The 19,293-nt window shown below is 55.7% G+C and carries 16 protein-coding genes; 8 read left to right on the top strand and 8 right to left on the bottom strand.

Annotated features, from left to right (window positions below):
* Positions 1-61: 61 nt before the first annotated feature.
* Together V1599_RS11195 and V1599_RS11190 are read right to left on the bottom strand one after the other, a co-directional pair.
* Positions 62-1,537, bottom strand: a complete 1,476-nt coding sequence (locus V1599_RS11195) for a diguanylate cyclase (protein WP_395300033.1) — start codon at positions 1,535-1,537, stop codon at positions 62-64.
* Positions 1,537-3,162 carry a diguanylate cyclase domain-containing protein gene (locus V1599_RS11190; RefSeq protein ID WP_395300032.1) on the bottom strand — a complete coding sequence of 542 codons (1,626 nt, stop codon included), beginning with the start codon at positions 3,160-3,162 and terminating at the stop codon, positions 1,537-1,539. Before V1599_RS11190 ends, V1599_RS11195 begins: the two co-directional genes overlap by 1 nt.
* A 938-nt stretch (positions 3,163-4,100) precedes the next feature.
* Here V1599_RS11190 and phoP point away from each other — a divergent pair.
* The 3 genes from phoP (at position 4,101) to V1599_RS11175 (ending at position 7,448) form a co-directional block, all read left to right on the top strand.
* On the top strand, positions 4,101-4,772 hold the full coding sequence (gene phoP, locus V1599_RS11185) for a two-component system response regulator PhoP (RefSeq protein WP_112009606.1): 672 nt from the start codon (positions 4,101-4,103) through the stop codon (positions 4,770-4,772).
* Complete coding sequence (phoQ, locus tag V1599_RS11180; RefSeq protein ID WP_112009384.1) at positions 4,773-6,236, top strand: two-component system sensor histidine kinase PhoQ; 1,464 nt, start codon at positions 4,773-4,775, stop codon at positions 6,234-6,236.
* A 90-nt stretch (positions 6,237-6,326) separates the two neighbouring features.
* Positions 6,327-7,448 (top strand): cupin domain-containing protein, encoded by a 1,122-nt coding sequence (locus V1599_RS11175; protein WP_112009383.1) that lies wholly within the window; start codon positions 6,327-6,329, stop codon positions 7,446-7,448.
* 95 nt (positions 7,449-7,543) lie between these two features.
* On the opposite strand, the gene pepT is transcribed toward V1599_RS11175, so the two are convergent.
* Positions 7,544-8,767, bottom strand: a complete 1,224-nt coding sequence (gene pepT, locus V1599_RS11170; protein WP_395300031.1) for a peptidase T — start codon at positions 8,765-8,767, stop codon at positions 7,544-7,546.
* Positions 8,768-9,004: 237 nt separating this feature from the next.
* Between pepT and potA the strand changes: the two genes are divergently transcribed.
* The 4 genes from potA to potD are packed head-to-tail and all read left to right on the top strand — an operon-like array spanning position 9,005 to position 12,813.
* On the top strand, positions 9,005-10,153 hold the full coding sequence (gene potA / locus V1599_RS11165) for a spermidine/putrescine ABC transporter ATP-binding protein PotA (protein ID WP_395301572.1): 1,149 nt from the start codon (positions 9,005-9,007) through the stop codon (positions 10,151-10,153).
* Positions 10,137-10,994, top strand: a complete 858-nt coding sequence (gene potB, locus V1599_RS11160) for a spermidine/putrescine ABC transporter permease PotB (RefSeq protein WP_112009380.1) — start codon at positions 10,137-10,139, stop codon at positions 10,992-10,994. Before potA ends, potB begins: the two co-directional genes overlap by 17 nt.
* A complete protein-coding gene (gene potC / locus V1599_RS11155; protein ID WP_297117946.1) occupies positions 10,991-11,782 on the top strand; it encodes a spermidine/putrescine ABC transporter permease PotC in 792 nt (263 codons plus the stop codon). The genes potB and potC overlap by 4 nt, the downstream gene beginning before the upstream one ends.
* A complete protein-coding gene (gene potD, locus V1599_RS11150) occupies positions 11,779-12,813 on the top strand; it encodes a spermidine/putrescine ABC transporter substrate-binding protein PotD (protein ID WP_112009378.1) in 1,035 nt (344 codons plus the stop codon). Before potC ends, potD begins: the two co-directional genes overlap by 4 nt.
* A 159-nt stretch (positions 12,814-12,972) precedes the next feature.
* Here the strand turns inward: potD and cobB are convergent, their stop codons facing one another.
* The 5 genes from cobB to lolC are packed head-to-tail and all read right to left on the bottom strand — an operon-like array spanning position 12,973 to position 17,916.
* Positions 12,973-13,794, bottom strand: coding sequence for a Sir2 family NAD+-dependent deacetylase (gene cobB, locus V1599_RS11145; protein ID WP_395300030.1), 822 nt, complete (start codon positions 13,792-13,794; stop codon positions 12,973-12,975).
* Positions 13,795-13,809: 15 nt separating this feature from the next.
* Entirely contained in the window at positions 13,810-14,721 is a 912-nt protein-coding gene (gene nagK / locus V1599_RS11140) for an N-acetylglucosamine kinase (protein ID WP_395300029.1), read from the bottom strand.
* Positions 14,722-14,775: 54 nt separating this feature from the next.
* A complete protein-coding gene (gene lolE, locus V1599_RS11135; protein ID WP_112009375.1) occupies positions 14,776-16,020 on the bottom strand; it encodes a lipoprotein-releasing ABC transporter permease subunit LolE in 1,245 nt (414 codons plus the stop codon).
* On the bottom strand, positions 16,020-16,721 hold the full coding sequence (lolD, locus tag V1599_RS11130) for a lipoprotein-releasing ABC transporter ATP-binding protein LolD (protein WP_395300028.1): 702 nt from the start codon (positions 16,719-16,721) through the stop codon (positions 16,020-16,022). The genes lolE and lolD overlap by 1 nt, the downstream gene beginning before the upstream one ends.
* On the bottom strand, positions 16,714-17,916 hold the full coding sequence (gene lolC, locus V1599_RS11125; RefSeq protein WP_112009373.1) for a lipoprotein-releasing ABC transporter permease subunit LolC: 1,203 nt from the start codon (positions 17,914-17,916) through the stop codon (positions 16,714-16,716). The genes lolD and lolC overlap by 8 nt, the downstream gene beginning before the upstream one ends.
* 256 nt (positions 17,917-18,172) lie before the next feature.
* On the opposite strand from lolC, the gene V1599_RS11120 reads away from it, so the two are divergent.
* Complete coding sequence (locus V1599_RS11120; protein ID WP_395300027.1) at positions 18,173-19,246, top strand: acyltransferase family protein; 1,074 nt, start codon at positions 18,173-18,175, stop codon at positions 19,244-19,246.
* Positions 19,247-19,293 lie beyond the last annotated feature (47 nt).

Below are 19,293 nucleotides of genomic sequence, written 5' to 3'. Positions count from 1 at the left end.
GAATATTTTCAGTATTGCGGCCAACATTTTGAGAAGCATCGCCCTTAAGGGCGATGAGTAATCACGTTAATATCCTGTTTTTTCCCTGTCTTTTGGCTTCATAGAGCAGGGCATCTGCTTTTCTGACGGCAGCATGAACGCCCAGCAAGTCGCATGAGGTTAATCCAGCACTAAAAGTCACGCGTTCAGGCCCACGTCCATGAGGCCACTTTTGCGATTCTGTCGCCACGCGCAATTTTTCAAGTGCATCCAACGCACGGTCAGTTGAGATTTCAAGGAACACTATCGCTATCTCCTCCCCGCCATAGCGGAATATCCGGATATCTCCCTGATTAAGGTACTCTCCCGCGAGCGACGAAAGTCTTCGCAGCACATCGTCGCCCATCAGATGGCCCCATTCATCGTTGATAGACTTGAAGTTATCAATATCCAGCAGCGCGATGCAGCAGGCGCGCTTATTTTCCTGAATATCCTGTAAAAGATGGTCGAATGCCCGTCGGTTAAGCAGGCCGGTGAGACCATCATGCATCGCTTGACTATGTAACTTCATGCGACGCTGATGAACGTTTTCCATGGCTGAGGGAAGATCAATATTGTTGCCAGCCGACTTTTTGCGCAAGATTGCGCCGGTCAGTACGTTTTCAATGCGCCCTGCTACGAAGTGCATCCCTCCCCAGCAGATGAAGAGCATCATCAGCCCGAAACAGGCAGAATATATGACCGTCATGCTCTCGCCTCTGACCCGCGAGTAGAACTCGTGCTTAGGAAATTCGTAGGCCAGATACCACTTTGGGTGTTCCAGTTGGTAATAATAGATCCAGGCATTGTTAGTCTCGAAATAGCCCTGGCTTCTGCCGCTTTTTTTAAACACGCTTTTATCGACTATATCGGGTCCCATAATAATTTCCCCGCTGTCGTTAACCAGCCGCAATCTGCCGGGAGCTGGTCCCCGGAAGCGCTCCAGCTTTTTCATGAGGGCTGGCGTTTTAATCGCGATTGCCGCTACGCCCGACTGAAGCCCGCGTTGATCGAAGATAGCTGAGGAGACGGAAAACCATTCCTGGCGAGTAAAACTATCACTGTAGGGAGGTACAAATTTGGCCTGCGAGTCAAAGCTGGCGGAAGCGATAAACCAGGGACGTGTACGGGGATCGAAATCCCTGGAGGCCGTCTTCTTATCCAGCTCAGGAAAGCGAACAAAACGACCGGTCATATCGCTGATAATCAGGGCGCTGGCCTGAGGCATAAGGTTCAGTGCCTGGCTGAATTTAGTCTTCTCAGGGGAGGTAATAATAGATTCAATGTCATTATATTTACCTATAGCGTGCGTCAGAGACTTTATCTGATGTTCATATTCCTCAAACCGTTGCTGGATGTAATTGTGCATGTTTTCAGTGTATTCCCGGCTCAGGCGATGATAGGACTCGGCGATGATGTGTCGCTGGCCTACGTAATAGAGACTAAACAGTATCACCGCACTCAGCGTCAGACCTCCAAAAGTCAGGTTCAGGTAACGGGTGATATTGAGCGTTTTCATTACCTGACATCTCCTGTCTGAGGGTTGTCCACAATCTTATTTTTCCCGCAGCGCTTCGCCCTGTAGAGGTATGTGTCTGCACCTGCAATCAACTCCTGGACGCTCTCATCGATGCGGGTTTTCATTCCGGCGCTAAATGAAACGTGTTTCATTCCTTCACGCCATTTGCGCGTGCTGAACGCCAGGCGGACAGCATCCAGCATATCCTTTGCCTGTTCGGGTGAGATATGGGTGTAGATAACGGCAAACTCCTCTCCGCCGTAGCGATAAAGCCTTGCAACCGCTTCATCAAGCCCAGCGCGGGCGGCGGACGCAAATGCTTTCAGAACTTCATCCCCGGTCTGATGTCCGAAAGTATCATTAATCGTCTTAAAGTTATCGAGGTCGATTAAGGCCAGAGTCAGCCTGTCGGTGTTCTGCCCGATAAGCCTATCAATATCGTCATTGAAGGCCTGGCGGTTTAACAGTCCGGTAAGGCTGTCTGTTCGGCTCTGCTGCTCAATATCGCGAAGGGTAACCTGGTTTTTAACCAGCTCCGTTTCCAACAGCTTGTCAACATCCATGGGGTGGGCCGTGTCGCTGTTGAGCGTGCTTGCAAGCTTGAGGTAAAAAAGATGCAGATTTTGCAGGGACCGCCACCATGCCACAAGCAGCAAACCAATCGCTGTCAGCAATGTGACTGCGGGCATGATACTTTCCTCAAGCAGGATTTGATTCATTATCGAATGGTCGGCAACCATCAGAACAGTCCATTCGGGGTATAGCATTCTGCTGTAATAAATCCTGCGGCCATTCTCCGGGTCTCTGATAATACCCTCTGTGCCATAGAGACGGGAGAGCTGCGCCTTCGTCAGGGGTTGCCATTTTTTTTCGTTACCCAGGATCCGTTGCCCTTCTTCGTTAATGAGAAATACCTGAGCAGAAAGGGTCAACTTCATTTTCTTTAGCGTATTGGTCACCCTTTCAGCATTAATGTCTACCCCTGCAACATTGTAGTCCCCCCCCCTATTAAGTATGCGTCTGGATAGCGAAAACACTTCTTTGTTGGTAAAGAGGTCATAATAACCACTCGAAAATTTGGTTTGCCGTGAATTTGAAGCATGCTGGATAAACCACGGACGTTCTGACGGTTTAAAACTGGGTATTTTCTCATGCTGAAAATAGGGGGTAAGGAATAAACGATCTTTGGTATCCGCTATGTAGAGGGAGTCAGCAATGGAGATGAGCGCCAGCGCAATCATCAAAGATCGCCTAAGCTGGGGGATATGACTGTAAATATTGTCAATGTTTTTTGCATTTTCCAGAGCATGACCTAACTCATTGAGTTGCGTGCCAACTTCGTCAAACGCCAGCTCAAAGTCGACACGGGCATTATTTACCGCGTCAAGGCTTAGACGGTCGTAAACATTTACCTGCTCCTGCCACTGAAGACAGCTTGCAATTGCAATCACTAAAACTGTCCCCCCAATCAGACACAGGAAAAATATATTCACGGGCTTCCGGAAATTAAGTTTCCCCCTGAGGAATGTTATCTTCATAAACGTAAGTCCAAAAATAAAAAAATCACCTGAAATTCCAGGATTCGATTTGCAATCAGCCTTGCACGGGAGATCTCTTGCAGACATATAAGCCCGTTAATATTACATGAAAAGAACCATTGATCGCTAGCAGCGATCAATTTCGTTATATCTATCGCCAATACCGATTAATATCTTTCTATCGATCGTTGACAGCGATCAATTTTTTGACGTTGAGCGCCTTCGATTTGATTCTTTGGTACGAATTATTTTTACCTGCAAGCCATAACCTTGCTACAGATCCTAATTAAATAACACGATTCGTTAAATAATGAGCTATGCCAACAAACTCATTTTCTCGTGTAAAAATATTTAATATTAGTTAAAGAAATTTAATGAATTGTTATTCAGACTTAATTCTTTACTGGCATGTCTTTAATATTAGATAGTTTTCCCATTTCATTTTCTGTGTACCGTCTTACTACTGCTTTTCCATGACTATCCCTTCTATGGCATACAGGCACAGGATGTTTTCCGGTCATAGGGCCAAACCTTAACCCGCTCAAAATAGAGGGGCTCGATACCAGAACGGGAACCGTCATTTTTTATCTCTCATCCGGGCGCTGCCAACCAGTCAGGCAAATATGTCTTTGTTAAGCGGGAGGAACAGCCTGTCGGAACGACGTTTAACCCGGCAATGCCGAACACAACGCGACGGTACCGTGCGCCCTCAACGGTCAATAAACAAATGGCTGTTTTCTCAGAAATGCAGAAGCTTACTCATTGAAGTCAGTTTATATTACACGCTCCTTATGAGGGCGTACCCAGGCTCTGGCTAACTGAGACAGACCCGGACCCGCGTCGACTGCATGAGTACCAGGCGCTGATTGCAGCCCTTCCCCGCAATCGGATGCCAACAGCAGTACCCCAGTACGCTCCCAAAAGGTCTGTACCTCTGAAAAAAGTCATTTAATGTCATTACGCTGGTTCCAACATCAATAATCAGCGTTAAACTATTCATACCAATTATTTAGGGAGAAGAGATGATGCGCGTATTGGTTGTTGAGGATAATGCATTGCTGCGCCATCACCTGAAGGTTCAGCTTCAGGAGATGGGACATCAGGTGGACGATGCCGAAGATGCAAAAGAAGCCGATTATTATCTCAATGAACACATGCCGGATATTGCCATCGTCGATTTAGGGCTGCCGGATGAGGACGGTCTGTCGCTGATCCGCCGCTGGCGCAGCCACGATGTTTCCCTGCCGGTGCTGGTACTGACCGCCCGCGAAGGCTGGCAGGACAAAGTGGAAGTGCTCAGCGCCGGTGCGGACGACTACGTGACCAAGCCTTTCCATATTGAAGAAGTCGCCGCGCGCATGCAGGCGCTGCTGCGCCGCAACAGCGGCCTGGCGTCGCAGGTTATTTCCATTCCGCCGTTTCAGGTCGATCTCTCTCGCCGTGAGTTTTCCATCAATGATGAAGTGATTAAGCTCACCGCGTTTGAATACACCATTATGGAAACGCTGATCCGCAACAACGGCAAAGTGGTGAGCAAAGATTCCCTCATGCTCCAGCTTTATCCTGACGCCGAGCTGCGCGAAAGCCATACCATTGACGTGCTGATGGGGCGTTTGCGCAAGAAAATTCAGGCACAGTATCCTGATGATGTGATCACCACGGTGCGCGGCCAGGGCTACCTGTTCGAACTGCGCTAAATGAAAAAGATTTTGCGCCTCATCCTGCCCCTTTCGCTGCGGGTCCGCTTTTTACTGGCCACCGCCGCCGTGGTGCTGGTGCTGTCCCTCTCCTACGGCATGGTGGCGCTGGTGGGGTACAGCGTCAGCTTCGATAAAACCACCTTCCGCCTGCTGCGCGGCGAAAGTAACCTGTTCTATACCCTGGCAAAATGGGAAAACAATCGGATCAGCGTCGAGATGCCGGAGAACCTCAACCAGCAAAGCCCCACGCTGGCGCTGATCTATAACGAGAAGGGTAAGCTGCTGTGGGCGCAGCGCGACGTCCCCTGGCTGACGAAGCGCATTCGCCCTGAATGGCTCCGAACCAACGGTTTCCACGAGATTGAAGCCGATCTTAACGCCACCAGCTCGCTTATCCGCGACGATCGCTCTTTGCAGCAGAAGCTGAACGAGATCCGCGCCGATGACGACGAAACGGAGATGACGCACTCCGTCGCCATTAACCTTTATCCCGCCACGACGGATATGCCGCAGCTGACCATTGTGGTGGTCGACACCATTCCGGTTGAGCTTAAACGCTCCTATATGGTCTGGAGCTGGTTCATCTATGTTCTGGCTGCCAACCTGCTGCTGGTGATCCCGCTGCTGTGGATTGCCGCCTGGTGGAGCCTGCGCCCAATTGAGTCGCTGGCGAAAGAGGTACGCGAACTGGAGGAACACCATCGTGAAAACCTTAACCCGCAGACGACCCGCGAGCTGACCAGCCTGGTGCAGAACCTCAACCGCCTGCTGAGCAGCGAGCGGGAGCGCAATGATAAGTATCGCACCACGCTGACCGATCTGACGCACAGCCTCAAAACGCCGCTCGCGGTGATGCAAAGCACCCTGCGCTCGATGCGTAGCGCAAAGCTGAGCGTCGACGACGCCGAGCCGGTGATGCTGGAGCAGATCAGCCGCATCTCCCAGCAGATTGGCTACTATCTCCATCGCGCCAGCATGCGCTCCGGCAGCGCGATATTGAGCCGCGAGCTGCACCCCGTGGCTCCGATTCTCGATAACCTCACCTCCGCGCTGAATAAGGTTTATCAGCGTAAAGGGGTCAATATTAGCCTCGATATCTCGCCGGAAATCAGCTTCGTTGGCGAGAAAAATGACTTTATGGAAGTTATGGGCAACCTGCTTGATAACGCCTGCAAATATTGCCTTGAGTTTGTTGAGGTCTCTGCCCGCCTGACGGATGACGAGCTGCATATCATCGTCGAGGACGATGGCCCCGGTATTCCGCACAACAAGCGCGATCTGGTCTTCGATCGGGGCCAGCGCGTAGATACGCTGCGCCCCGGTCAGGGCGTGGGATTATCCGTTGCGCGAGAGATTGTCGATCAATACGACGGAAGAATTGAAACCGGCGAAAGCCTGCTGGGCGGTGCAAAAATGGAGGTTGTGTTTGGCCTTCAGCACCCCACATCGCACGATAGTTAGCCCGTCGTGCGAAAAATGCGAGGTTCTCGCCCCCGGTGGCCTGCGCTTCCGTTATAATCCGACTCAGTAAGAGCCTGCGGAATAATAACTATGGATTATCACTTAACGCTTAACTGGCCCGATTTTATCGAACGTTACTGGCAAAAACGCCCGGTCGTTCTGAAACGCGGGTTCAGCAATTTTGTCGATCCCCTCTCCCCTGACGAACTCGCCGGCCTGGCGATGGAAAGCGAGGTAGACAGCCGCCTGGTCAGCCATCAGGACGGAAAATGGCAGGTCAGCCACGGTCCGTTTGAAAGCTACGATCATCTCGGTGAGAACAACTGGTCGCTGCTGGTACAGGCCGTTAACCACTGGCACGAGCCGACCGCAGCCCTGATGCGTCCGTTCCGCGCCCTGCCCGACTGGCGAATGGACGATCTAATGATCTCCTTCTCCGTGCCCGGCGGTGGCGTCGGCCCGCATCTGGACCAGTACGACGTCTTTATCATTCAGGGCACGGGCCGCCGCCGCTGGCGCGTTGGTGAGAAAGTGCCGATGAAGCAGCATTGTCCACACCCAGACCTTCTTCAGGTCGATCCGTTTGAAGGGATTATCGATGAAGAGCTGGAGCCGGGCGATATCCTCTACATTCCGCCAGGATTCCCGCACGAAGGGTATTCGCTGGAAAACTCGCTGAATTACTCGGTCGGCTTCCGCGCGCCAAGCGGTCGCGAAATGATCAGCGGCTTTGCGGACTACGTTCTTCAGCGCGAGCTGGGCAGCTATCGCTACAGCGATCCGGACGTGCCCGCGCGTGAGCACCCGGCGGATATCCTGCCGCAGGAGCTGGATAAGCTGCGCGGTATGATGCTGGATTTAATTAACGAGCCGGAACAGTTTAAGCAGTGGTTTGGTGAGTTTATCAGCCAGTCACGTCACGAGCTGGACGTCGCGCCGCCGGAGCCGCCGTATCAGGCTGACGAGATTTACGATGCGCTTCAGCAGGGCGACAAGCTTGTGCGACTGGGCGGCCTGCGCGTGCTGCGTATTGGCGAAGAGGTATTCGTTAACGGCGAGAAGCTGGATTCCCCGCACCGTCCCGCGCTGGAGGCTATCGCCAGCCATATGGTCTTAAGCGCAGAGACCTTCGGCGACGCGCTGGAAGATCCTTCATTCCTCGCCATGCTTGCCGCGCTGGTTAACAGCGGGTACTGGTTCTTTGAGGACTAAGTCGCTTTGATGCCCGGAGGCGCTTCGCTTACCGGGCCTACAAACCCATGATAGTAGGCCGGGCAAGGCGCAGCCGCCACCCGGCTTTTTAACAGCTACCGCTTCGCCGTCAGCTCCGCAATGCGCACAATCACCTTCACCGCTTTTTCCATCCCCTCGAGGGTGACGAACTCGTGCTTGCCGTGGTAGTTATATCCGCCGGTAAACAGGTTAGGGCACGGCAGCCCCATGAATGACAGCTGGGAACCGTCAGTGCCGCCGCGGATAGGCTTAAGCTCGGGCTCAATATCGCAGTCACGCATCGCCTGCTGGGCGATATCGAGAATATGCGGATGCTCCATCACCTTCTCGCGCATGTTGTAGTAGCTGTCTTCGATGATCAGCTCAATGTAGCAGTCCGGGTGCAGCCCCTTGCCGACCTTCTTCGCAATCTCCATCATCTTGCGCTTGCGCGCTTCGAAGGCCTTGCGGTCAAAGTCGCGGACGATGTAGTGCATCTGCGCGCTGTCTACGGTGCCCTTAATGCTGGTCAGATGGTAGAAGCCCTCATAGCCTTCCGTCTGCTCGGGGCTCTCTTCGGCAGGGACCTCGGCGTGGATGCGTGCGGTCAGCGACAGCGCGTTCACCATCACGCCTTTTGCAGAGCCCGGATGAACGTTATTGCCGACGATTTTGATCGTAATTGAGGCCGCGTTGAAGTTTTCAAACTCCAGTTCGCCCACCCCGCCGCCGTCAACGGTATAGGCCCACTTCGCGTTGAAGGCTTCCACGTCAAAGTGTTTCGCCCCTTTCCCCACCTCTTCGTCCGGCGTAAACGCCACGCGAATATCACCGTGGGGAATGTTTTTGCCTTTCAGCACCGCCAGCGCGGTCATGATTTCCGCGATACCGGCTTTGTCATCGGCGCCCAGCAGCGTTTTGCCATCGGTGGTAATCAACGTCTGGCCGAGCAGCTGATGCAGCACCGGGAACATCACCGGCGACAGCACCTCATCGCCAATGCCCAGCGCAATGTCACCGCCGCGGTAGTTTTCAACGATCTGCGGATTAACATGTTTACCGCTAAAATCAGGTGAGGTATCAACATGGGAGATAAAGCCAATCGCCGGAATATCGCCCTCAACGTTAGCCGGCAGCGTGCCCATCACAGTCCCTTTCTCGCTGAGCGTGACGTTGACCAGCCCCATGGCATCAAGCTGCTCTTTAAGAAGATTCAATAATTTCCACTGGCCTTCGGTGCTCGGCACCTGGCGGACACCCGGCTTAGATTGGGTATCCAGCGAAACGTACTGTAAAAAACGTTCAAGTAATTTATCCATGCAGCCACCCTCACTTTTTGTGACAACATTATCATTAAGCATGAAACCGCAAATATTGCGTCAGGTCACTTTTATCCCGCAAACGAGAATATTTTCCGTTTATGTCGTTATTCGTTAATAAATGTAGCTTATGAATCAGTCACAAGGATTGGCGAGAGTGGGGGTTTGCCGTAGAATGTCCGCCCTCTTTAAGAGTCACCAAGGTGGTTACACACAAACCCCGCTTCGGCCTGCGGCCTGAAGCGTCTATATGGGACAGTGCAAAAATTGAATACACAACCCCGTTCCCTTTCACCGCTGGTGCAGCTGGAACGAATCCGTAAAATTTACGACGGCAAAGAGGTGATTTCCGACCTCAGCCTGACCATCAACGACGGTGAGTTTCTCACGCTGCTTGGCCCTTCCGGCTGCGGCAAAACAACCGTTCTGCGCCTGATCGCCGGCCTTGAAAGCGTCGATCGCGGACACATCCATCTTGAGAACCAGGAGATAACCCAGGTTCCCGCCGAAGCGCGTCACGTGAATACCGTTTTCCAGAGCTATGCCCTGTTCCCGCACATGACCGTGTTTGAGAACGTGGCGTTTGGCCTGCGCATGCAAAAAACGCCCGCGAGCGAGATCGCCCCGCGCGTGACCGATGCGCTGCGGATGGTTCAGCTTGAAGAGTTTGCCCAGCGTAAGCCGCACCAGCTTTCCGGCGGCCAGCAGCAGCGCGTCGCGATTGCGCGCGCCGTGGTGAACAAGCCTCGCCTGCTCCTGCTGGACGAGTCCCTTTCCGCGCTGGATTATAAGCTGCGCAAGCAGATGCAAAACGAGCTGAAGGCGCTACAGCGCAAGCTTGGCATTACCTTTGTCTTCGTGACCCACGACCAGGAAGAAGCGCTGACCATGTCCGACAGGATCGTCGTGATGCGCGACGGCAAAATCGAGCAGGACGGTACGCCGCGCGAAATCTACGAAGAGCCGAAGAACCTGTTCGTCGCCAGCTTCATTGGCGAGATCAATATTTTCAGCGCAACGGTGATCGAGCGCCTGGACGCGCAGCGGGTCCGCGCCAGCGTTGAGGGCCGCGAGTGTAATATTTACGTCAATTTTGCCGTCGAACCGGGACAACGCCTCAACGTGCTGCTGCGCCCGGAAGATTTACGCGTCGATGAAATTCACGACCAGAGCGAAGCGGAAGGCTTAATCGGCTACATACGCGAGCGTAACTATAAGGGCATGACCCTGGAATCCGTGGTTGAGCTGGAAAACGGCAAGATGGTGATGGTCAGCGAGTTCTTTAACGAGGACGACCCGGACTTTGACCACTCGCTCGACCAGAAAATGGTGATTAACTGGGTAGAAAGCTGGGAGGTTGTGCTGGCTGATGAAGAACACAAGTAAATTCCAGAATGTGGTGATTGCCACGATCGTCGGTTGGCTTGTGCTGTTCGTCTTTTTACCCAACCTGATGATCGTTGCCACCAGCTTCCTGACCCGCGATGACGTCAGCTTCGTCAAGCTCGTCTTTACGCTGGATAACTACGCGCGGCTGCTCGATCCGCTCTACTTCGACGTGCTGCTGCACTCGCTGAATATGGCGCTGATCGCCACCCTCGCCTGTCTGGTTCTGGGCTATCCCTTCGCCTGGTTCCTCGCGCGCCTGCCGCACAAGGTGCGCCCGCTGCTGCTGTTCCTGCTGATCGTCCCGTTCTGGACCAACTCGCTGATCCGCATCTATGGGCTGAAAATTTTCCTCAGCACCAAGGGCTATCTCAACGAGTTCCTGCTGTGGCTGGGGGTGATTGATACGCCGATACGCATCATGTTTACCCCGAGCGCGGTCATCATTGGCCTGGTCTATATTCTGCTGCCGTTCATGGTGATGCCGCTCTACTCCAGCATCGAGAAGCTCGATAAACCGCTGCTGGAAGCGGCGAAAGATCTGGGTGCCAGCAGGCTACAAACTTTTATCCGCATCATCCTTCCGCTCACCATGCCGGGCATCGTCGCGGGCTGCCTGCTGGTGATGCTTCCCGCGATGGGGCTGTTCTACGTTTCGGACCTGATGGGCGGCGCGAAAAACCTGCTTATCGGTAACGTGATCAAAAGCCAGTTCCTCAACATCCGCGACTGGCCGTTTGGCTCCGCCACCAGCATTACGCTGACGGTGGTGATGGGGCTGATGCTGCTGGTCTACTGGCGCGCGTCGCGCCTGCTGAACAAGAAGGTGGAACTCGAATGATCGGTCGACTGCTTCGCGGCGGTTTTATGACCGCCATTTATGCCTATCTGTATATTCCGATTATCATTTTGATCGTGAATTCGTTTAACAGCTCGCGCTTCGGGATTAGCTGGCAGGGGTTTACCACCAAATGGTATAGCCTGCTGATGAACAACGACAGCCTGCTGCAGGCGGCCCAGCACTCGCTCACAATGGCGATCGTCTCGGCCACCTTCGCCACGCTGATTGGTTCCCTCACCGCCGTAGCGCTTTATCGCTACCGCTTTCGCGGCAAGCCGTTCGTCAGCGGCATGCTGTTTGTGGTGATGATGTCACCGGACATCGTGATGGCCATTTCGCTGCTGGTGCTGTTTATGCTGCTGGGCGTGCAGCTGGGCTTCTGGTCGCTGCTGTTCTCGCACATCACCTTCTGCCTGCCGTTTGTGGTTGTCACCGTTTACGCCCGCCTGAAGGGCTTTGACGTGCGCATGCTGGAGGCCGCGAAAGATCTCGGTGCCAGCGAGATGACCATTCTGCGCAAAATCATCCTGCCGCTGGCGATGCCCGCCGTGGCGGCGGGATGGCTGTTAAGCTTTACCCTGTCGATGGACGACGTGGTTGTGTCCTCCTTCGTGACCGGGCCGAGCTATGAAATTCTGCCGTTGAAGATTTACTCCATGGTAAAAGTCGGGGTCTCACCCGAAGTGAATGCGCTGGCCACCATTCTGCTGATGTTATCGCTGGTTCTGGTAGTTGCCAGCCAGATTATTGCGCGTGATAAAACAAAATCTCAGGGGACAATGAAATGAAAAAAATACTTGCCGCCGCGGCGCTGGCGCTCGGCATGGGTGCGGCGCACGCTGACGACGGTAAAACGCTCTATTTCTACAACTGGACCGAGTATGTTCCGCCCGGCCTGCTGGAGCAGTTCACCAGGGAGACGGGGATCAAGGTCATCTATTCGACGTACGAGTCGAATGAAACTATGTACGCCAAGCTCAAAACCTACAAAGACGGCGCGTACGATCTGGTGGTGCCATCGACCTACTTCGTCGACAAGATGCGCAAAGAGGGCATGATCCAGAAGATCGACAAAACGAAGCTAACGAATTTTTCAAACCTCGATCCGGAGATGCTCAACAAGCCGTTTGACCCGAGCAATGACTACTCCATTCCGTACATCTGGGGCGCAACGGCGATCGGCGTCAACAGCGACGCCATCGATCCGAAGAGCGTGACCAGCTGGGCCGACCTGTGGAAGCCGGAGTATAAAAGCAGCCTGCTGCTGACCGACGACGCGCGCGAAGTGTTCCAGGTTGCGCTGCGCAAGCTTGGGCTTTCCGGCAACACGACCGACCCGAAAGAGATTGAAGCCGCCTACAACGAGCTGAAAAAGCTGATGCCGAACGTGGCGGCGTTTAACTCGGATAACCCGGCGAATCCGTATATGGAAGGCGAGGTAAACCTGGGCATGGTGTGGAACGGTTCCGCGTTCGTGGCGCGCGAAGCGGGAACGCCGCTCGAGATCGTCTGGCCGAAGGAAGGCGGGATTTTCTGGATGGACAGCCTTGCGATCCCGTCTAACGCCAAAAACGTCGACGGCGCGCTGAAGCTGATCAACTTCCTTCTGCGCCCGGACGTGGCGAAACAGGTCGCGGAAACGATCGGTTACCCTACGCCAAACCTGGCGGCGCGTAAGCTGCTCAGTCCGGAAGTGGCCAACGACAAGTCGCTGTATCCGGATGCGGAAACCGTCAGCAAAGGTGAATGGCAGAACGACGTGGGCGATGCAAGCCGCCTGTATGAAGAGTATTACCAGAAGCTAAAAGCGGGTCGTTAATGTAGCGCCTGTCTTCCCCTCACCCCGGCCCTCTCCCCATAGGGGCGAGGGGGAAAAGACCGATCCGTGCCCTTTCTGGAGTGGAGGGGAAAAGACGGCTCCATGCTATCCCCTCTCCCCTATGGGGAGAGGGTTAGGGTGAGGGGTGAGAGATAACCCTTAAAGCCCTTTCAGCAGCCGATCCACAAATTTCGGCACCACTTCGCTCGCCAGCCCATAGTGCTTCTCTTCAAACTCGCTTCCCACCTGGCTTGGCTCGAGATTGAGCTCCACCGTATGGGCGCCCTGCAGCTTCGCTTCGTGAACAAATCCCGCAGCCGGGTAAACGTGCCCGGAAGTGCCAATCGCAACAAAGACGTCCGCCATGGCCAGCGCGCTGTAAATCTCATCCATCCCCAGCGGCATTTCACCAAACCAAACCACGTGCGGGCGCAGCCGCGCCGGGAACTGGCAGCAGTGGCATTTATCTTCCGGCAGCACGTCGTCTTTCCAGTCAAGCACCTGACCGCTCCAGTCGCAGCGAACCTTCAGCAGCTCGCCGTGCATGTGGATGATGTTTTTATTGCCCGCTCTTTCGTGCAGGTTATCGATATTCTGCGTTACCAGCAGAAAACGATCGCCTAACGCCTCTTCGAGCTTAGCCAGCGCAAGATGCGCCGCGTTCGGCGCAATCTCCGGCTGCTGGAGCTGGCGTCGGCGCGCGTTATAAAACGCCTGCACCAGCTCCGGGTCGCGGGCGAAGCCTTCCGGCGTCGCCACATCTTCTACGCGGTGCTCTTCCCACAGGCCGTCGGCCGCCCTAAAGGTACGAATACCGGATTCGGCGGAGATCCCCGCTCCGGTCAATACCACCACTCTGGGTTTATCCATCGCTTCTGGCATCATCCTGTCTCTGAAAAATATCCGCTGGCGCAGGCGTTCGCGCAGGCGGCGTTTGTTTTTGCGAAAACGGCTGAGTCGACCCTGGCGACGCGACAGCATAGCAACCTCGTTAACTTAATCGGTAAGATGAAGGAATGCGGCTCCGCGCATGCCTCCTGCGTCCCCGTGACGCGCGCGTTCAATGCACGGCACGCGGGCGACCGGCAATAAATGTCGCGGCAGGCGCCCCGACAGCTGTTCCGTAATCGCACTAAAGTTTGACAGCCCGCCCCCGATCACCAGCAGGTCAGGGTCGACAATCGTCAGGATATTACCCAGGCATACCGCCAGCAGATCGAGATAGCGTTCGACATGCTCGCGCGCCTGCGCATCCCCTTGCTCCCACAGGGTAATGATCTGCGGGGCCTCAAGTTTCTGATGATAGAAGTGTTCGTAAAGCCATGCAAACCCGCGTCCGGAGAGGTAATTCTCTATACAGCCGTGCTGGCCACAGCCGCAGCGCGTCAGCGGAAAATCACGCCCTACCACCTCCAGCGCGTCAACGGGCAGGCGAATATGGCCAAATTCGCCCGTGATGTAGCTTCGCCCGGTGATCGGTTTGCCGTTAATGACGATCCCGCCGCCCACTCCGGTGCCGAGGATCAGCCCCATCACCAGCGGATAGGCGCGAAATTCATCGTCCCACGCTTCCGAGAGGGCAAAACAGTTTGCATCGTTATCTAAACGCACGTCGCGTTCAAGGAGAGCAGAGAGGTCGGCGCGCAGCGGTTTACCGCTGGCCGCGGGAACGTTGGCGGCGTACAGCGTGCCGTCATCGGTTTCGGGCATGCCCGGGATGCCGATGCCGACGCTGCCCTTCACGCCAAAGCGTTGATCCGCCTGGGCCACCAGCGCGGCGATGGCGGTTAAGAATTCATCGTAGCTTTCGCGAGGCGTGGGAACGCGCGTTTCCCACTGTAGCTTAAGGTCTTTATCGAACACGCCCAGCGCAATCTTGGTGCCGCCAATATCAAATCCGTAATACATGATGCATTCCTCTGTTTGATTCAGCGGCCAAAAGACCGCTAAACCATGACGAAATTACTGGCCACTTAATACCCTCGCCGGGTCGATTCGGCTTGCGCGACGCGCCGGGTACCAGCTTGCCAGCAGACTTAGCAAAAGTGCTGTTACCAGCACGTAAATGACGTCCAGCCAGTGCAGCTCGGACGGCAGAAAATCGATAAAATAGATATCACCCGACAGGAACTGGTGACCGATCAGCTTCTCGATGCCGTTGATGATTGGCGTCAGCTGGAGCGAAACCACCACCCCGATGACCACGCCGCAGAGGCTGCCGAACAGCCCTGCCAGCAGGCCGTACCAGACGAAGATGGCGCGAATGAGGCCATCTTTGGCCCCCAGGGTGCGCAGCACGGCGATGTCGCCGCTCTTGTCCTTCACCGCCATCACCAGCGTTGAAACGATGTTAAAACAGGCCACGCCGATCACCAGCACCATCGCCAGATACATAATGGCGCGGATCATCTGGATATCGCGGTACATATAGCCGTAAGTGCCGATCCAGCTTTTGATGTAGACATAGCTATTGGTCACGCTGCCCGCATCGCGCACCAGCTTGTTGGCGTTAAAGACGTCGTTCACCTTAATGGCAATGCCCGTCACGCTCTCGCCCATGTCCAGATACTGCCGCGCGTCTTCCATCGGCACCATCGCAAAGCTGTGGTCAAGCTGCCCGCTTAACTGAAGAATGCCGGTGACGTGCAGGCGCACGCGCTTGGGCTGCTGCAGCTTGTGGTCGGCGCTGGCGTTCGGGATCATGATCGAAACCCAGTCGCCCTGCTTCACCTTCAGCGCATCGGCCACGCCTTTGCCCATGATGATCTGCTGCTCGCCGGCCTTAAAGTTTGCCCACGCGCCGTTCTGCACGTACTGCGGCAGCGCGCTCAGGCGCGCTTCCTGTGCCGGATTCACCCCTTTCACCTGAATGGCGCGCAGGTTAACGCCGCTTTCCACCAGCCCGGTAAAGTTAATGTACGGCGCCGCCGCCGCGACGCCCGGGACTTTCTCCACCTTGGCGAGCGCATCGCGCCAGCTGGTCCACGGCTGGTTAACCGGCTCGATCTCGCCGTGCGGGACCACGGCCAGAATGCGGTTGTTCAGCTCGCGCTCAAAGCCGTTCATGGCGCTAAGCCCAACGATCAGCACCGCCACGCCCAGCGCAATGCCGATCGTGGAGATGACGGAGATCAGCGATACCATGCCGCCGCGGCGGCGACCGCGGCTAAAGCGTAACCCAATGAGTAGCGATAACGGTGAAGCCATTACTCGGCCCCCATCAGGGTTAGCTCGGCGTTCAGATGACCGTCGCGCATCTCCTGCTGGCGCCCCATTCGTTTCGCCAGCTGCAGATCGTGGGTCACCACCAGGAACGCGGTGCCCTGAGACGCGTTTAGCTCGCCCAGCAGCTGGAAAATGCTGTCCGCGTTGCGGGCGTCCAGGTTTCCGGTCGGTTCATCCGCCAGCACCAGGCGCGGGTTGTTGACCAGCGCGCGCGCAATCGCCACGCGCTGGCGCTCGCCGCCGGACAGTTCGGAAGGGCGGTGGTTTCCACGGTGCCCCAGCCCAACCGCTTTCAGCATATCGCTGGCGCGGGCGTTAATTTCTGCCGGTTTCTTTTTGCCGATCAGCAGCGGCATTGCCACGTTTTCCAGCGCCGTAAAGTCCGGAAGCAGATGGTGGAACTGATAGATAAAGCCTAATTCGCGGTTGCGCAGCTCCGCTTTCGCGGTTGAAGACATTTTGCTTAGCGGCTTGCCGGAAAAAATCACGTCGCCTTCGGTCGGCGTATCCAGCCCGCCCAGCAGGTGCAGCAAGGTACTTTTGCCGGAACCGGAGCTGCCGACAATCGCCATCATCTCGCCTTCACCCACGCTAAAGCTTACGTTGTGCAGCACGTCGGTCTGCACGGCGCCTTCCTGATAGCGTTTGGACAGGTTGTCGCATTGCAGCAGGATCTTATTCATAGCGTAAAGCCTCAGCGGGTTGGGTGGCGGCAGCGCGCCAGGAAGGATAAAGCGTTGAAAGCAGCGCAATGGCCATCGCGGCCAGCGCAATACCAATAACCTGCAGCGGCTCAATGGCCACCGGCAGCGCCGCGCCGTCAAGCAATGCGCCGATAATCGGCATTAAATTGTTAAGCTGGCTGGCGAGAAGCGCCCCCAGCACGGCGCCGAGCAGCGCGCCGATAATCCCCGCGCTGGCCCCCTGCACCATAAAGACCGCCATGATCTGGCGCGGCGTCAGCCCCTGCGTTTGCAGTATCGCCACTTCGCCCTGCTTCTCCATCACCATCAGCCCCAGCGAGGTGATGATGTTGAACGCGGCCACGGCGACGATCAGGCTCAGCAGCAGCCCCATCATGTTCTTTTCCATGCGCACGGCCTGGAACAGCTCGCCCTTGCGGTCGCGCCAGTCCTGCCATTTTGTCCCTTCCGGCAATTTCTGCTGGCTGAGCGTGTCCACCTTCAGCGGCGCGTCGAGCCACAGGCGCCAGCCGGTAATGTTGCCCGCCGGGTAGCGCATCAGGCGCGAGGCGTCCTGAATGTTGACCAGCATCTGGTAGCCATCGACTTCGCTATTGGCCGCAAACGTGCCTACGACGTTGAACAGGCGCTGGCTTGGTAGGCGCCCCATCGGCGTAAACTGGCTCGCAGACGGCACCATCACGCGCAGCTGATCGCCGCGGTTGACGCCAAGCTGTCCGGCAAGCTGTTCGCCCAGAATGACGTTGTATTTGCCTGCTTCGAGGTCGGTTTGCTTCACGTTAACCAGGTACGGCGTCAGCGGGTCGTTTTGCGCCGGGTCGATGCCCAGCATCACGCCCACCGCCACGCTGCGGGCGCTTTGCAGCACCACGTCCCCGGTGGTTAGCGGTGCAACGCGCGTGACACCCTGTAACGTCGCCGCGCTTTTTTCCGGCAGCTGTTGCGGGTTAACGGAACCGTTGTTCGAAGAGAGAACGGCCTGCGGCATCAGCCCCAGAATGTTGTTTTGCAGCTCGCGTTCGAAGCCGTTCATGACGGAAAGCACCGTCACCAGCGCCATCACGCCAAGCGTAATGCCAATGGTAGAAAGCCAGGAGACAAAGCGACCGAAGCGGTCCGCGGCGCGCCCACGCATGTAGCGTAAGCCTATGAAAAGTGCGACAGGTTGGTACATGAAATCCGTCTGTTTGCTGGTAGCAGACCCACGAGTATATAAGCGAATCCGCAAAGCGTAAATGACTGAAACCGTAAGCTTCGGTAATCATTTTTCCAAAAAATTCAGATAAATCATAGTGCTAATTGCCTGACAAGCTCTCAGAGGCCTCCACCTTTTCCGAAAATCGTCCCGATACAGACTCTTACCGATTACTTCCCCTCCCCGTTCACCCAGGATAACCGCCTATTTATGGCAAAACAGGTATCGGTTCCCGATGAAACAAAAAGCATTATGGATTAACCAGATAAAAGGATTGTGCATCTGCCTGGTTGTGATTTACCACTCGGTCATCACCTTTTACCCGCATCTTGAAGGGCTACAGCATCCGTACTCGGGCCTGCTCGCCAAGTGCTGGGTCTATTTCAATCTTTACCTCGCGCCGTTTCGCATGCCGGTCTTTTTCTTTATCTCAGGATATTTAATCCGCCGCTACATTGACGAGATGGACTGGCGCGGAAGCCTCGACAAACGCATCTGGAGCATCGTCTGGGTGCTGGCGCTGTGGGGCGTGCTGCAGTGGCAGGCGCTGACTCATCTCAACGCCTGGCTTGCGCCGGAGCGGGAGCTGGCCGCCGCCTCCAACGCCGCCTACGCCGATTCGTTTGCCGGGTTCATTCGCGGCATGCTCACCGCCAGCACCAGCCTTTGGTATCTGTACGCGCTGGTGATCTACTTCACGCTGTGCAAAGCGTTGAGCCGCTGGAAGCTGCCGGTGCTCGGCCTGTTCGCGCTGGCGAGCGTGGCGATTAACTTCATGCCGCTGCCGTGGTGGGGCATGAACAGCGTGGTGCGTAACATCATTTACTACAGCCTGGGCGCGTGGTTTGGCGCGGAGCTGATGGCGTGGATGAAAGGGCTGGCGCTTCGCCGCGCGTTGCTGCCCGTTATCGCTTTCGGCGCGGCGTCCGTGGCGCTGTGGTTCGCGAACGTGCCGCTGCTGCTTTCGCTGCTGTCGATCCTGCTGATCATGAAAGTCTTCTACAGCGTTGAGCAGCGCTACGCCGTTCATCCCAACAACCTGCTGAACGTGGTGGGGTCAAACACCATTGCGATCTACACCACCCACCGCATCCTGATTGAGGCCTTTAGCCTGTTCCTGATTGGCGAAATGAACGCCGCGACCTGGCCGGTTTGGGCCGAGCTCGCCCTGATTTTGTTCTATCCGTTCGCCAGCCTGCTGATCTGTACGCTGGTCGGCCTCGGTGCCCGCAAGGCCTCTACCGCGCTCTTTGGTGACGTTTTCTTCTCCCCTCCGGCTCGCCTCGCCCCGGATCCGGCCGCACGCTAGCCTCCTCGTCGCCCCGCTTTCGGGGCGATTTTTCCCGTCGTGCGGTT

The organism is Enterobacter sp. ECC-175 (assembly GCF_043968675.1).
Taxonomy (GTDB): domain Bacteria; phylum Pseudomonadota; class Gammaproteobacteria; order Enterobacterales; family Enterobacteriaceae; genus Enterobacter.
The sequence above is the reverse complement of the archived record's forward strand: the minus strand, read 5'-3'. Positions and strand labels throughout refer to the sequence as shown.